The sequence below is a fragment of the Aureibaculum sp. 2308TA14-22 genome (assembly GCF_040538665.1).
Classification (GTDB): domain Bacteria; phylum Bacteroidota; class Bacteroidia; order Flavobacteriales; family Flavobacteriaceae; genus Aureibaculum.
Genome location: NZ_JBEWXT010000001.1, coordinates 700641 through 716405, shown reverse-complemented (window position 1 = coordinate 716405; position 15765 = coordinate 700641). Strand labels below are relative to the sequence as shown.

The 15765-nt window shown below is 33.8% G+C and carries 16 protein-coding genes; 10 read left to right on the top strand and 6 right to left on the bottom strand.

All coding sequences use genetic code 11. The annotated features are described in order from the left end of the window. Nucleotides 1-54: 54 nt before the first annotated feature. On the bottom strand, nt 55-618 hold the full coding sequence (locus U5A88_RS03210) for an L-threonylcarbamoyladenylate synthase (RefSeq protein WP_354203719.1): 564 nt from the start codon (nt 616-618) through the stop codon (nt 55-57). Between the two features lie 38 nt (nt 619-656). Then, the gene (locus U5A88_RS03205; RefSeq protein ID WP_354203717.1) at nt 657-1472 is read right to left on the bottom strand and encodes a 2,3,4,5-tetrahydropyridine-2,6-dicarboxylate N-succinyltransferase; all 816 of its coding nucleotides are present in this window, start codon (nt 1470-1472) and stop codon (nt 657-659) included. Nucleotides 1473-1601: 129 nt separating this feature from the next. Here U5A88_RS03205 and ruvX point away from each other — a divergent pair, with 129 nt between their 5' ends. The 4 genes from ruvX (at nt 1602) to mazG (ending at nt 3943) form a co-directional block, all read left to right on the top strand. After that, nucleotides 1602-2018 (top strand): Holliday junction resolvase RuvX, encoded by a 417-nt coding sequence (ruvX, locus tag U5A88_RS03200; protein WP_354203715.1) that lies wholly within the window; start codon nt 1602-1604, stop codon nt 2016-2018. 8 nt (nt 2019-2026) lie between these two features. After that, a complete protein-coding gene (gene def, locus U5A88_RS03195; protein WP_354203713.1) occupies nt 2027-2605 on the top strand; it encodes a peptide deformylase in 579 nt (192 codons plus the stop codon). 5 nt (nt 2606-2610) lie between these two features. Further along, a complete protein-coding gene (locus U5A88_RS03190) occupies nt 2611-3024 on the top strand; it encodes a DUF5606 family protein (RefSeq protein ID WP_354203711.1) in 414 nt (137 codons plus the stop codon). 103 nt (nt 3025-3127) lie between these two features. Continuing rightward, nucleotides 3128-3943 carry a nucleoside triphosphate pyrophosphohydrolase gene (gene mazG / locus U5A88_RS03185; RefSeq protein ID WP_451962857.1) on the top strand — a complete coding sequence of 272 codons (816 nt, stop codon included), beginning with the start codon at nt 3128-3130 and terminating at the stop codon, nt 3941-3943. Here mazG and U5A88_RS03180 read toward each other — a convergent pair whose 3' ends face one another. After that, complete coding sequence (locus U5A88_RS03180; RefSeq protein WP_354203710.1) at nt 3944-5077, bottom strand: sialidase family protein; 1134 nt, start codon at nt 5075-5077, stop codon at nt 3944-3946. A 4-nt stretch (nt 5078-5081) separates the two neighbouring features. After that, a complete protein-coding gene (locus U5A88_RS03175; RefSeq protein ID WP_354203708.1) occupies nt 5082-5657 on the bottom strand; it encodes a hypothetical protein in 576 nt (191 codons plus the stop codon). Nucleotides 5658-5741: 84 nt separating this feature from the next. Between U5A88_RS03175 and U5A88_RS03170 the strand changes: the two genes are divergently transcribed. From U5A88_RS03170 to rluF, 3 genes are all read left to right on the top strand, one after another. Further along, nucleotides 5742-6836, top strand: a complete 1095-nt coding sequence (locus U5A88_RS03170) for a Nif3-like dinuclear metal center hexameric protein (RefSeq protein ID WP_354203707.1) — start codon at nt 5742-5744, stop codon at nt 6834-6836. Nucleotides 6837-6839: 3 nt separating this feature from the next. Next, nucleotides 6840-7610, top strand: coding sequence for a zinc ribbon domain-containing protein (locus U5A88_RS03165; protein WP_354203705.1), 771 nt, complete (start codon nt 6840-6842; stop codon nt 7608-7610). An 86-nt stretch (nt 7611-7696) separates the two neighbouring features. Then, nucleotides 7697-8428, top strand: coding sequence for a 23S rRNA pseudouridine(2604) synthase RluF (gene rluF, locus U5A88_RS03160; RefSeq protein WP_354203703.1), 732 nt, complete (start codon nt 7697-7699; stop codon nt 8426-8428). A 136-nt stretch (nt 8429-8564) separates the two neighbouring features. Here rluF and U5A88_RS03155 read toward each other — a convergent pair whose 3' ends face one another. Further along, nucleotides 8565-11258 carry a valine--tRNA ligase gene (locus tag U5A88_RS03155; protein ID WP_354203701.1) on the bottom strand — a complete coding sequence of 898 codons (2694 nt, stop codon included), beginning with the start codon at nt 11256-11258 and terminating at the stop codon, nt 8565-8567. A gap of 136 nt (nt 11259-11394) precedes the next feature. Here U5A88_RS03155 and U5A88_RS03150 point away from each other — a divergent pair, with 136 nt between their 5' ends. Next, the gene (locus U5A88_RS03150; RefSeq protein ID WP_354203699.1) at nt 11395-11856 is read left to right on the top strand and encodes a DUF1573 domain-containing protein; all 462 of its coding nucleotides are present in this window, start codon (nt 11395-11397) and stop codon (nt 11854-11856) included. 90 nt (nt 11857-11946) lie between these two features. On the opposite strand, the gene U5A88_RS03145 is transcribed toward U5A88_RS03150, so the two are convergent. After that, nucleotides 11947-13272 (bottom strand): aspartyl protease family protein, encoded by a 1326-nt coding sequence (locus tag U5A88_RS03145; protein ID WP_354203697.1) that lies wholly within the window; start codon nt 13270-13272, stop codon nt 11947-11949. Between the two features lie 178 nt (nt 13273-13450). On the opposite strand from U5A88_RS03145, the gene U5A88_RS03140 reads away from it, so the two are divergent. Further along, a complete protein-coding gene (locus U5A88_RS03140) occupies nt 13451-14641 on the top strand; it encodes a pyridoxal phosphate-dependent aminotransferase (protein WP_354203696.1) in 1191 nt (396 codons plus the stop codon). Further along, nucleotides 14641-15648, top strand: a complete 1008-nt coding sequence (gene murB, locus U5A88_RS03135) for a UDP-N-acetylmuramate dehydrogenase (protein ID WP_354203694.1) — start codon at nt 14641-14643, stop codon at nt 15646-15648. The genes U5A88_RS03140 and murB overlap by 1 nt, the downstream gene beginning before the upstream one ends. The last annotated feature ends 117 nt before the right edge of the window (nt 15649-15765 follow it).

Genomic DNA, 15765 nt, shown 5'->3' with positions numbered 1-15765 from the left:
AATGAGATTCTTCGTTTCGCTTTACTACACTCTGAATGACAAGGTTGTAAATTATCACTCTCGAATAATTTGCAATATCCCATCTTCCAAAATTCTAATAATTCTAGAAGGTTTGTCCATTGTTTTATCGCGATCCAAATTTACCACATAATCAACGGCATCCAAAACGGATTTATCAATTTCTTTAAAAGATTGGGGTGTAGACATTCCGCTAATATTTGCCGAAGTGGAAACGATTGGCTTACCAAATTTAGCAATCAATTTTTGACAGAACTCGTGCTGTACAATTCTTATGGCAACGGTATTATCATTGGCAAAAACATTTTTAGCCAACCCAATTGGGTTTTTGTAAATAATTGTAGTAGGTTTTTTTGAATCCTTTAGCATTTCTAAAACCTTATTAGGAATGGTTTCTACATAGTTCTTCAACATTTCCAAACTATCAACCAAGATGACCAAACTTTTACTTTCGCTGCGTTTTTTTATTTTAAATATTTTCGAAACCGCTTCTTCATTAGTAGCATCACAGCCTATTCCCCAAACGGTATCAGTTGGGTAAAGTAAGACTTCACCTTTATCTAGTATTTTCAGTGCAGTATCAACTTCGTTGTTTACCATTAAATTCAAGGAAAGTATTATTTACTATTTGTTAAAAATTACACAGCTACATCATATTCGCGTAACGCATCGTTCAATGAAGTTTTCTTATTGGTACTTTCTTTTCTTTTACCAATAATAAGTGCACAAGGTACATTATAATCTCCTGCCTTAAACGATTTGGTATAACTACCGGGTATAACTACAGATCCTGCAGGAACAACACCTTTTGTAATGACAGGTTCATCACCAGTTACATCAATAATTTTTGTACTCATTGTCAATACTACATTAGCACCTAAAACGGCCTCCTTCTCTACCCTTACACCCTCTACAACTATACATCTAGAACCTATAAAACAATTATCTTCAATAATTACTGGAGCTGCTTGTAACGGTTCCAAAACGCCACCAATACCAACGCCACCGCTTAAGTGTACATTTTTTCCAATTTGAGCACAACTACCCACTGTGGCCCAAGTATCGACCATAGTGCCTTCATCTACATAAGCTCCGATATTCACATAGCTGGGCATTAAAATAGTACCGCTAGATATGTAAGCTCCATGACGTGCAACTGCATGTGGCACAACTCGAATCCCTTTTTCTTGATAACCACTTTTTAAAGGAATTTTATCGTGATATTCAAAAATACCGGCTTCCAACACTTCCATTTTTTGTATAGGAAAATACAGTACCACTGCTTTTTTAACCCACTCGTTTACTTGCCACCCTGAAGCTATAGGCTCTGCAACACGTAATTTACCTTTATCCAATAAAGTAATTACCTCTCTAATAATTTGTTGAGTGGATTCCTTTTTTAACAATTCACGGTTATCCCATGCCGCTTCAATATGTAGTTGTAATTCGGTCATTTTTCGTATTCAATAGTTAATATTATCTCTAAAAATTAGCAACAAATATAATTGCTCTAATTAATATGAACCCAAAATTTATCAAATTATAACAGAAAAGTTATTTTTGCATAAAATTTAACCTTTAGTATGGCTCGCATTTTAGCAATAGATTATGGTAAAAAAAGAACGGGAATTGCAGTTACCGATGAATTGCAACTCATCGCTTCTGGTCTTACCACTGTTGCAACGCATGAATTTTTTGACTTTTTGGCTGATTACCTCAGCACAGAAAAAGTCGAACTTTTTTTGATTGGCGAACCCAAACAGATGAATAATCAGGTATCGGAAAGTGAGGCCTTAATTATCCCATTTATCAATAGGTTAATAAAATTATATCCTGAAATTCCGATAAAGAGAATTGATGAACGTTTTACTTCAAAAATGGCTTTTCAGACTATGATTGATAGTGGCCTCAAAAAAAAACAACGTCAAAACAAAGCATTAATTGACGAAATCAGTGCCACAATTATTTTACAATCGTATCTTTACAGCCTTAAAAATTAAATTTACAAATGGTATTACCCATAGTAGCTTACGGAGATCCTGTTTTGCGAAAAGTAGGAGTTGAAATAGACAAAGATTACCCAAATCTTAGTGAATTGATTGAAAACATGAAAGAAACCATGAAAAACGCTCGTGGTGTAGGTTTAGCAGCTCCTCAAATTGGAAAAGCCATTCGCCTTTTTCTTGTGGACACTTCTCCATTTAGTGAAGACGACGAATTACCTAAAGAAGAACAAGAGTTTTTAAAAAGTTTTAAAAAAGTATTTATAAATGCCAAAATCACTACAGAAGAAGGTAATGAATGGGCATTTACCGAAGGCTGTTTGAGTATTCCCAATATTAACGAAGATGTTTTTAGAAATGAAAAATTGACAATTGAGTATTTTGATGAAAATTTTAAAAAACATACTGAAAACCTTAACGGATTAGCCGCCAGAGTTGTGCAGCACGAATATGACCATATTGAAGGTATTTTATTTACGGATAAACTGTCATCACTAAAGAAAAGATTATTAAAAAAGAAATTAACCAACATAAGCAAAGGAAAAATTGATGTTGATTACAGAATGAAGTTTCCTAAAAAATAAAATTTATGACCTTAGAGAAAATTGTCGCAATAGCCGGTAAACCCGGATTATATGAAATTGTATCGCAAACCAAAGGCGGATTGCTGGTACAATCTTTAACAGACAAAAAAAGAATGCCGGTAAATGCCATGCAGAATGTAAGTGTGCTAAACGATATTGCCATTTATACTTACGAAGATGAAATGCCTTTACGAAATGTGTTAAAAAACATGGGAGAAAAATTAGGCAATAAAGAGGCATTGAGCCACAAAGAAAGTAATGATAAATTGAAAGCTTTTTTTAGTGAAGTATTGCCAAACTATGACGAGGAAAGAGTTTACGCTTCAAATATTAAAAAAGTTGTTCAATGGTATAATGTATTAGCTACCAATAAATTTGATTTTTCTTCGATTAAAGAGGAAAGTGAAGAGGAGGAATAAGCCCTTCCCTAGCCCTCCCCTTAAGGGAGGGAACTTGTAATGTGAATATAAAAAGTTTAATCTAATTCTAAAATGAAGTTCCGATGATTTCCCCTGAGGGGAAATGCCCGAAGGGCAAAGGGGCTTTACCAATACACCAATTTTGCCCAGAAAAGAACATTTAGCAGCTTTTAACCGTCTATTGGACATTATGGACGAGTTGCGTGAAAAATGTCCTTGGGACAAAAAGCAAACCCTGCAATCCTTACGGCATTTGACCATAGAGGAAACCTACGAACTGGGCGATGCCATACTCGATAACGACCTACAAGAAATAAAAAAAGAGTTAGGCGATTTGTTGCTTCACATTGTTTTTTACGCAAAAATTGGATCCGAATCCAACGACTTTGACATTGCCGATGTTGCCAATACCATTTCTGAAAAATTAATTAGCAGACACCCTCATATTTATGGTGATATTGATGTGAAAAATGAAGAAGAAGTCAAACAAAATTGGGAAAAACTAAAACTAAAAGAAGGTAAAAAAAGTGTTTTGGAGGGTGTTCCTAAAAGCTTACCTGCTTTAGTAAAAGCCAATAGGATTCAAGATAAAGTTGCCGGAGTTGGTTTTGATTGGGAAGAACCGCATCAGGTTTTTGATAAAGTAAAAGAAGAAATTTTAGAACTGGAATCTGAAATTAAAAAAGGGAATACAGAAACTATTGAAAGTGAATTTGGCGATGTGCTTTTCTCGCTAATTAATTATGCCAGATTTATCAAGGTAAATCCTGAAAATGCACTTGAAAAAACAAATAAAAAATTTATTAAACGTTTTCAGTTTTTAGAAGAAGCCGCTAAAAAAGAAGGTAAAGTGCTTTCTGAAATGACCTTGGCAGAAATGGATGTACATTGGAATAATTCAAAAAGATTGTTCAAATAACTATAACTTAACCACCTCAAAAACAATTCCCTGATAAGGATTATCATTTCCAGCTTCATAAAAACATCCTAAATTACCATTAGAAAGTAAAGTTAAATCAGAATAGGCAGATGGGCCAGAAAATAAGATATTAACAACTGACCACGTTTTCCCGTTGTCTAAACTCTTTTTGAGTGTCATTTTTTCACGTTTGTCTTCACTAGCAGGGTTTAAAAAATACAACACCGTTTTCTTTTTATCGGTCACTTTTAACATACTTGCTTGGCAAATAGGCTCTATTAAATTAGCATCTGGGTAAATGTTACCCCAAGTCAAACCACCGTCTTTGCTTATGGCAACTTTTCGCGTTTTTTGAGTACGATCGTAATTCCGCATGTTCAACATCAAATTGCCATTGGGCAACTCGGCTATGGTGCATTCATTTACTTGGTCTTGAGGTGTGCTGCCACCTAATTTCCATGTCATACCGTGGTCGTCGGAATAAATAATATGCGAATAGTATTTTTTGGTTTCTGCCTCAATATGGTCACAAGGAATAATTAGCCTCCCTTTATTTTTACCATGCTCTAGCTGAATGCCGTGCACCGGACCTGTGGCGTACCAGGTCCAATTCTCTTTTTTAACCGATGTCGTAATTTCTTTTGGGGTTGTCCAGCTTTTCCCATCATCTGTGGAACTCAATGAGAAAATCCGTCGTGTGTCTTTGCTTGTCCCTGCTATAATTTCACTTTCATGGTCTTCGCCTAAATTCCAAGTTGACAATAAATGTACAGCTCCTGTCATTTTATCAACCACTGGAGCGGGATTCCCGCAAACATTATTACCATCATCCCAAATTACCATTAATTTGCTCCAAGTTTTACCATTATCTTCTGAACGTTTCATCACCAAATCAATATTTCCTGTATCTGAACAACCATTTTTTCTTCCTTCTGCAAAAGCCAATATTGTGCCTTTATTGATCGTTACAATGGCGGGAATTCTAAAGCAATTATAACCTTCCGTTCCGCTTTTGAATAGGTAGTTTAAATCTTTAGTAGTACTTATTTCATTAGTTGTTTCTTGACCCCAAGAAGTTGAAATTAGTAAAGAAAGTAAACATAGGGTGATAATGGTTTTATGTGATATATTCATTTTATTATTTTATGAAATGACTTCCCTTTTGATGTTTGGAATTGACATTTAATTTATGTTCTACTTCAATATCATTTGGCCATTTTTTATGGAGTGACAAGTCTAATGTATAAGTGAGGTTATATTCATCCAAAATTTTATCTAATTTTTCTTTATTGGTTTTGGCTACTTTCAAATTTCGGCGATAAAGATTTACAGGAGCAACTGCAAAAACTATGAGGCCAATCCCTATTAGAACTATAAAAACCATTGGCATTAAAGCCTCAGCCCTTACTCCACCTCTGTGAGTTAGTAATTTAATCCCAAAAATATCTAATAAATAACTTCCAAAAAAAACAACACACAAACCAATTAAAAGAAAAATAACCAAATGCCCTATGGTATCTACTTTTGTTCTCTCAACTAAGCGAAGTTCAACATTTTTTTCTAAAATACTGTCTTCCAAAGCGTTTCCGAATTTAATCAGATTACAAGTTTTTTCAAAATCAGGTTTCTTATCCGTCAAGCCACAATACACCCCATTTTCAAAATTATGTTTTTGGTTTTCGCACAAAAGACAGTGTTCGGTTTTTTTAATCATAATAGTAGTTATCAAAAATAATCAAAAAATAATTTTAAATTTATTTCTATTAACTTTGAATTTCAAATCCGAAACATGTAACACATGATAATAAAAGATATTACTAATTACCTAGAAGAACTTGCTCCTTTGCAGTATGCCGAAGATTTTGATAATGTTGGACTTTTAGTTGGCCATTATCAAACTGAAGTTACAGGGGTTTTGGTTACTTTAGATACGTTGGAAACTGTAGTTGATGAGGCCATTGAAAAAAAGTGTAATCTTATTGTAAGTTTTCATCCGATTATTTTTTCGGGATTAAAAAAGATAAATGGTAATAATTATGTGGAACGCGTAGTACTCAAAGCCATCAAAAATAACATTGCCATTTACAGCATGCATACCGCATTAGATAATTCCATTAAAGGTGTTTCAGCAATGATGGCCGAAAAATTGAATTTACAAAACACAGAAATATTGCTACCAAAATCAGGATTTATCAAAAAACTGACTACTTATGTACCAGATCAGGTGGCAGACAGGGTACGTAGGGCTTTATTTGAAGCGGGTGCTGGTGCCATTGGAAATTATGACAACTGTAGTTATAACATTCGTGGATTAGGTACGTACAAAGGAAACGAAAAATCAAATCCTGCACTTGGCAAAAAAGGAGTATTACAACAAGAAAAAGAAACTTTTATCAGTGTTGTTTTTGAAAAACATTTAGAAAATGCTGTAGTAAAAGCACTCTTTAAAAATCATCCTTATGAAGAAGTGGCTTATGATGTAATTACTACCGATAATAGTCACCAAAATATTGGCATGGGAATGGTCGGTGAGCTACCCGAACCTACAAATGAAAATAATTTTTTGTCATTATTAAAAGACACTTTTCATCTAAAAGCAATACGACATTCTAATTTACTGGATAAACCTATTAAAAAAGTGGCCGTTTTAGGCGGTTCTGGCAGTTTTGCTATTGAAGCTGCTAAACGCTCAAATGCCGACTGTTATGTTTCGGCTGATTTTAAGTATCACGATTTTTACAAAGCTGAAAATCAAATCGTTTTAGCTGATATTGGTCATTATGAAAGTGAACAGTTCACAAAAAACCTATTGGTAGATTATCTTACAAAAAAATTCCGTAATTTTGCAGTCGTTTTATCAGGAATAAATACAAATCCTATCAATTACATATAACAAATGGCAAAAAAAGAATTAACCGTAGAAGATAAATTAAGAGCTTTATACGATTTACAATTGATTGATTCTAGAATTGATGAAATTAAGAGTACACGTGGTGAATTACCATTGGAAGTTGAAGATTTAGAAGATGAAATTGAAGGTTTAAATACGAGGTTAAACAACTTCAATAATGAAATTGAAAACCTAGAAACCAGTATTAAAAACAGAAAAAACACAATTGAAGAAGCAAAAGCTTTAATTAAGAAATACACTACGCAGCAAAAAAACGTAAGAAATAATAGAGAGTTTGATTCTATTAGCAAAGAAATTGAATTTCAAGAACTTGAAATAGAATTGGCAGAAAAACACATCAAAGAATTTTCTGCAAAAATTGAGCAAAAAAACGAAATAATTGATGCTGCTAAAGAAAAACTGAAAGATAAAGAGACCCATCTTAAACATAAAAAAGGTGAGTTGGACGCTATATTGAAAGAGACGGAGAAAGAGGAAAAAATGTTAGAGAAAAAGCTAAAAGAGTATGGCAAAATGATTGATGAACGTTTGCTGAATGCCTACAGTCGTATAAGGAAAAATGTTAAGAACGGATTGGCGGTAGTACCTGTAGAACGAGGGGCTTCTGGAGGATCTTTCTTTACCATTCCACCGCAACAAATTGTTGAAATTGCAACTCGTAAAAAAATTACTACTGACGAGCATAGTGGTAGAATTCTAGTAGATGCTCAATTGGCAGCCGAAGAACAACAAAAAATGGAAAAGTTATTTTCTTAATAACTCACCTCAACTAAATAATATAAACCCATTGACTTTGCTCAATGGGTTTTTTCTTTTTATTTTGCAACAAATAATTTAACCAAGTGAACAAAACCGACGGAACTCGAATTAACAAATACCTCAGCGAGGTAGGCTATTGCTCAAGAAGGGCAGCCGACAAGCTGATTAACAAAGGCCGCGTAACCATTAACGGAAAAGTACCTGAACTTGGCACAAAAATTATGCCCGATGATGAAGTCCGAGTAAACGGAAAACTCATATCTGAGCCAAAAAGCAAACCTGTTTATATTGCGTTTAACAAGCCTATTGGTATTGTTTGTACTACGGACACTCGTGTTGAAAAAGACAATATTATCGACTATATCAATTACCCATCACGAATTTTTCCTATTGGTAGATTGGACAAACCGAGTGAAGGTCTTATTTTTCTAACCAACGATGGTGATATTGTCAATAAAATACTCCGTGCAAGAAACAATCACGAAAAAGAATATGTAGTTACCGTTAACAAACCAATTACCAACCATTTTATTAAAAAAATGAGCAATGGTGTTCCTATTTTAGACACGGTTACGCGTAAGTGTAAGGTAAAACAACTGAATAAAAATCAGTTTACTATCGTTTTAACACAAGGGTTAAACCGGCAGATTCGTAGAATGTGCGAATATTTGGACTATCGCGTTACCAAACTTAAACGTGTACGAATTATGAACGTTAATCTGGATACTCCTATTGGTCAATGGCGGTATTTGACCAATAATGAGCTAAAAGAACTAAACGAGTTGGTTAGTGACTCTACCAAAACCGTTGATTAGCCCCTAGACCCCCTCTGAAAGGGGGGAGCTTGATTCTATATTTTTTCAAATTTTGTACTCACATTTGTATTATAAAATGTCAATAAAATTTTACCCTTCATTATCCGCAAGAGTGTTCCCTTCCCTTCGGGAAGGGTTAGGGATGGGCTAAACTCGCCAAACTCGTCTTTAACGTTTCAATTTTAGCAATGGCATCAGCCTCTTTTTGTTTTTCACTCGCCACAACCTGTTCAGGAGCATTTGAAACAAAACGCTCGTTAGCTAATTTTTTCTGAACGGATTTTAAAAAGCCTTCGGTATAATTTAACTCTTCCGTCAGTTTCTTAATCTCATCTTCAACATTAATTGCTCCAGCAATAGGAATAAAATATTCGTTAGATTTTACCCTAAAAGTCAATGCACCTTGTACTGCCTCACTTACAGTTTCTATGCTTTCTAAATTTCCTAATTTTTGAATAACATCATCAAAAATGATCGATGCCTTTTCATTGTTTATTACAGAAAATTGAATCGTTTCTTTAAATGATATATTCTTTTCTTTACGGATGTTTCTAATACCGGAAACCACATCTTTGGCAAAGTCAAATTGCTTGATTAAATCTGTGTTTACCTCTTTGTTTTGTGGCCAAGAAGCTACTATTAAGGCATCTTCAGCACTTCTATCTTCTATGAATTGCCAGATTTCTTCTGTCAAAAAAGGCATAAAAGGGTGTAATATTTTTAAATTATCTTCAAAAATGGCAATAACACTCTTGTAGGTTTTGGCATCTATTGGCTTACCATAATTGGGTTTTACAATTTCCAATAACCATGAAGCAAAATCATCCCAAATGAGTTTATAAGTTGCCATTAAAGCATCTGAGAGTCTGTATTTACTAAAATGGTCTTCAAATTCCACTAACGTTTGCTGGAAATTAGCCTCGAACCATTCAACGGCAATTTTACTTGAGTTGGGCTGCTCTATGGTATCATCTACTTCCCAACCCTTAACCAGTCTAAAAGCATTCCAAATTTTATTGGCAAATTGCTTGCCTTGTTGACATAAATCTTCATCGAACATTAAATCATTTCCAGCAGCTGAACTTAACAACAACCCTACACGAACGCCATCTGCACCAAACTTTTCTATCAATTTTAACGCATCGGGCGAATTACCCAACTGCTTGCTCATTTTTCTACGTTGCTTGTCACGTACCAACCCAGTAAAATAAACATTTTCAAACGGTTTTTCATTTTTAAACTCATAGCCTGAAACTATCATTCTAGCTACCCAAAAGAACAGAATATCTGGGCCGGTAACCAAATCGTTGGTAGGATAATAATATTGAATATCTTTATTTTCAGGGTTTCTGATGCCATCGAACACGCTCATTGGCCATAACCAAGATGAAAACCATGTATCTAATACATCATTATCTTGTCTTAAATCTTCAATTTTGAGGTTTGAGTTTTTAGATTTAGAGATTGCTTTGTGATAAGCTTCTTCCCTACTTTTTGCAACTACAAAATCTTCTTTACCATCACCAAAATAATAGGCAGGAATTCGCTGTCCCCACCACAATTGACGTGAAATGTTCCAATCGCGGATATTTTCCATCCAATGTCGGTAGGTATTTTCAAACTTTTTTGGGAAAAACTTTACCTCTTCGGTTTCTAATACGGCTTTTATAGCTGGTTTTGCCAGCTCTTCCATTTTTAAAAACCATTGGTCAGAAAGTCGTGGCTCTATAACCGCTTTAGTACGTTCTGAAGTACCCACTTTGTGAACATGGCTTTCCGTTTTTACCAAATATCCTTTTTCTTTTAGCTCCTTAGCTATTTCTTTCCGAACTACAAACCTATCTTTGCCTTGATAATGTAATCCGAAACTATTCAATGTAGCATCTTCATTAAAAATATCTATAACTTCTAAGTTATGCTTATCGCCTAAGTTTTTATCGTTTTCATCATGTGCTGGAGTTACCTTTAAGCAACCTGTACCAAATTCAACATCAACATATTCATCTTCAATTATTGGAATTACCCTATCGCATAAGGGCACAATTGCCTTTTTACCTTTTAAATGTGTAAAACGCTCATCGTTAGGGTTAATACAAATAGCAGTATCACCCAAAATGGTTTCAGGACGGGTAGTGGCAATGGTAAGAGCCTCCCCTAACCTCTCCGAAGGAGGGGAACTCATATTGCTATGCTTATCGGTTAAATCATCAGAATCCACTATTTGATACTGAATATAATATAGATTTCCTTGACGTTCTTCGTAGTTTACTTCTTCATCAGATAGTGTGGTTTTTGCTTCTGGATCCCAATTCACCATTCTAAAACCTCTATAAATCAATCCTTTATTATATAAGTCAATAAAAACGTTGATAACAGATTCACTCATGTCATCATCCATAGTGAATTTGGTTCTATCCCAATCGCAAGAACAACCTAACTTTTTTAATTGTTCTAAAATTACACCACCATATTCATGTGTCCAATCCCAAGCATGTTTTAAAAATTCATCACGAGACAAATCATTTTTTTGAATTCCCTCTTCTTTAAGTTTAGCAACTACTTTTGCCTCGGTAGCGATTGAGGCATGATCTGTCCCTGGCACCCAACATGCATTTTTGCCCTGTAATCTGGCACGTCTTATTAATACATCTTGTATAGTATTGTTGAGCATATGCCCCATGTGCAAAATTCCAGTAACATTTGGTGGCGGAATTACAATTGTATAAGGTTCTTTCTCATTTGGCTCTGAATGAAAGTAATTGTTTTTCATCCAGTAATCGTACCACTTACTTTCTACTTGGCTAGCATCGTATTTAGAGGGAATACTCATGTTTTTGGTATCATTTTTGAATATAATCGCAAAGTTACAATTATAAGGCATTTGTACTAACAATATGTATAAAATTTAGTCGTTATAATTTTTAATAGAAATTTGTATCTTTACACTATCAAAAAATTCTAAACACATGAAAAAATTAGCAGTATTATTATTTATCGGATGTATTAGTTTTTCGTTAAATGCACAAGAAAAAACTACAGTTACCAAAACTGACCCTAACGCTCCAAAATTCAAATTTGAAACTAAAACAGTTGACTATGGTACAATTGAAAGAAATGCTGACGGTATTAGATTATTAAAATTTACCAACGTAGGTAAATCTCCATTAATTATTGCTTCTGCAAAAAGTACTTGCGGTTGTACGGTGCCTTCAATACCAAAAGAACCAATTATGCCAGGAGAAAGTGGTGAAATTGCGGTGAAGTATGACACAAACAGAGTTGGACAAATAGCAAAATCTATCACTATTACTTCTAATGCAGACAGACCTAAAATTGTTATCCCTGTACGTGGTACAGTAAAAAAGGAAAGTAGCTTGTCTAAGTTAGAAAAGCACGAAAAAAGTATAGTTTCTAGCCCAGAGCAATAAGAATTACAGATTAAATTTAGTAGAGTATTTAATACTAAAAAAGCGACCTTAATGGGTCGCTTTTTTAATTCTTAACTTTACTACTATTGCTTAAAGTAGCTTTTTGAGTTTAAAATCATATTGCATTTTTACACCATCACGCTCAATTTCTAATTTTACTTTTTTACCCTCTTTACTGGAGAATAAATACGTAATGTCTTGCAATTTATATTCGTAAGCTGGTCTCCCATTAATTTTTTTTACGATGTCACCTTTTAATAATCCTGCTTTCTCTGCCGGAGAATCCTCTCTAATTTCTGCAATTTTGTAAGATGGTTTTAATGCATAAACCAAGCTATACACTAATTGTACAGTTGATTGTTCACTTTCGTTGCCTCCACCTAATTGGCTTGCCATGCGTTTTTGTCTTTCACCTACCAAAACACTTCCGTTATGTGCCAACTCTACACCGCTCATATTATATAAAAAAGGGTCATTAAAATATTTTGACGGTTTTTTAATGGTTAATCTTTTGTTAGGATAATCATAAACTATTCTAAATCGTTTTAAAACTTCAGAACCTATTGAGCCATTTCTTCCTTCATGTTTATATGCTTTTTCTATGGAATTAAAATCAGGATAAGCAACATTAGCATCTTCTAGTATATAACTGCCTAGCATTATTTTTTTAATCTTGCTTCGCTTGCCATAAACATTACCACTCAAACCTCTACCTAAATAATCATTAAAATGTCTTTCCGGAACTGAAATATCTAAACTAGACTTGTCAAAGAGCCACAGAGCATCACTGCCTCCAGAGTCTATCAATAATTTAACTGGTATTTCCTTTTCAACATCTACGGTAGCATATATGTAAGGTTTGTTTTTATAAAAATGAATGTCAAAATCTTCACATCGTTTACAATCTTTATATTTATAAGTATCTGGATTATAAAACTTTACACGTTTGGAAGTATAATTTATCTCCACAATAAAATCTCTAAACAAATCACCCCCAATAATACCGTTAACATCAATACCCAATCGTGAAGAAAGATCTAAATCTTCACTATGTATGGCATACACCATATGATTGTTGTTAAAAATTTTACCCAGTTTAAAAGAGTTGTTTTTAGACTTTATAGCATAAATATGTTCTCCCTCACCCAAACCTCTCAACCGAACTTCTTCAACGTTCTTTAAGTTTAATGAATCCTTTAACTTTAAATTTATGAGCAAAGAATTATCGATACCAGTGTCTAATAAAAAATTAAGCTTTTCGCCATTTACCTCAATAGGGATAACAATTAAATTGTTAATCATTTTAAAGGACACCGCATAGCTATCCTTATTACCTAAAATATTAAATTTGTCTTGGGCATAACTGTTTACGTATAAGAACAGTAGTAAAATAATATGTAAAAACCTGGCTTTCAAAAGTGTACTCTCTATTTAAACGTATCTAAATTTAGTAAATTATTTAATATGTTGTACTTTTTTATGAAATTTTAACTTTTTAAGATTTTGAAAAACCTACTTTAATAATTCATGTTCTCTTATAAAAAGTGAATAAAATTTCGCAATTTTGTGTTTCTAATACTTTTAAACACCATTCATGCCGTCCGTATCAAAAAAAGGAAAATTAATGCCACAATCACCAATTAGAAAATTGGTGCCATTTTCTGAAAAAGCCCTTAAAGAAGGGAAAAAAATATACCACTTAAACATTGGTCAGCCCGATATAAAAACTCCAGAAATAGCTTTAGAAGCTGTTAAAAATAGTACGCTAGATATTTTAGCATATTCTAGATCTGAGGGCTCAGAGGTTTATCGTGAAAAAATTGCCAATTATTATGCAAAAAATGAAATCAATGTAAAACACAATGATATTATTGTAACCACGGGCGGTAGTGAAGCCTTACTTTTTGCTTTTGGAAGTATTATGGATGCTGATGACGAAGTAATAATTCCCGAGCCTTTTTATGCAAATTACAACGGATTTTCAACCGCTTCTAGTGTAAATATTGTACCAGTGGTTTCTAAAATTGACGATAATTTTGCTCTACCACCAATTGAAGAATTTGAGAAATTGATTACTTCAAAAACCAAAGCCATTTTAATATGTAACCCAGGCAATCCAACAGGATATTTATATTCTAAAGAAGAAATTAAAAAGTTAGCCGCAATTGTTAAAAAGCACGATTTATTTTTAATTGCAGATGAAGTATATAGAGAATTTACTTACGATAGCTTGGAGCATTATTCAATTCTGCAAGAAGAAGGTTTAGAAGAAAATGCTATTGTAATTGATTCCGTTTCTAAACGTTATAGCATGTGCGGTGCAAGAATTGGCTGTATGGTCTCTAAAAATAAATCCGTGATAGAAACAGCGTTAAAATTTGCACAAGCCAGATTGAGTCCGCCTACGTTGGCACAAATTGCAAGCGAGGCTGCTTTAGAAACTCCTCAACGTTATTTTGATGATGTAATTGCTGAATATGTGGATCGGCGAAATACATTGATTGCTGAACTACGAAAAATTGAAGGTGTAAAAGTAGGTACGCCCAAAGGTGCATTTTATTGTATAGTTGAATTGCCCGTAAAGAATACAGATAATTTTGCCCAATGGTTGTTGGAGGATTTTGATGTAAACGGAGAAACTATTATGGTGGCTCCGGCAGGTGGCTTCTACTCTACCCCTGGTGTAGGATTAAACCAAGTTAGAATAGCCTATGTATTGAACAAAGAAAGTTTGGTACAATCAGTCAATATCTTAAAAGAAGCTCTAAAAGTTTATACAGACTAATGCACATTCAAAATAATATCTCTTTAAAACCGTATAATACCTTTGGAATTGATGTTAACGCCAAACAATTTATAGCGATAACTTCTATTGATGAGTTAAAGCAACTTCTAAAACAACAAAAAGATTTTTTTGTACTAGGTGGCGGCAGTAATATCTTATTGACCAAAGATATTGAAAAATTAGTTGTACATATTGCCTTTAAGGGCATTGAAATTGTTGAAGAAAACGACAACCATGTTATTGTAAAAGCTGCTGCGGGCGAAAACTGGCATCAATTTGTATTGTGGTGCATCAATAACGATTTTGGAGGTGTAGAAAACATGTCACTAATTCCTGGAAACGTAGGTACGGCTCCAATACAAAATATTGGTGCTTATGGTGTTGAACTAAAAGACACCTGCATTTCAGTTGAAGCTGTTGAAATTGCAACGGGTAACACCAAAACTTTTAGTAATACTGAATGTGAATTTGGCTATCGAAATTCCGTTTTTAAAAATGAATGGAAAGGAAAATATATTATAACCAATGTGTTTTTTAGACTTACTAAAAACAAGCACATATTAAACAGTTCTTATGGTGCTATACAATCAGAACTAGAAAAAAATGGAATTACAACACCTACCCTAAAAAATATTTCTGATGCAGTAATTACCATACGGCAAAGCAAATTGCCTGACCCTGCCATATTGGGCAATAGCGGTAGTTTTTTTAAAAACCCCGTTATTTCTAGTAGTGAATTTAAAGAATTACAAGAAAAATTTACCAATGCACCGCACTACAAAGTCTCAGAAACAGAAATTAAAGTACCAGCCGGTTGGTTGGTAGAACAATGTGGGTTTAAAGGCAAACGGATTGGTAATACTGGAAGTCATAAAAACCAAGCTTTGGTGTTGGTAAATTATGGCAATGCTACCGGAAAAGAAGTATATGAACTATCTAAATTAATCCAGAAAACAGTTTTAGCTAAATTTGGAATTGCTATTGAGGCGGAAGTGAATATTATTTAGTTTATTTCTTTAAAATTACCTTTTTATTTTACTTAACTACTTATAAATGAGCATTTTTAAATTATCCGCTTTTAACGGTTAACAAACGGATAACTTTTTACCATTGCCAAACAAAAG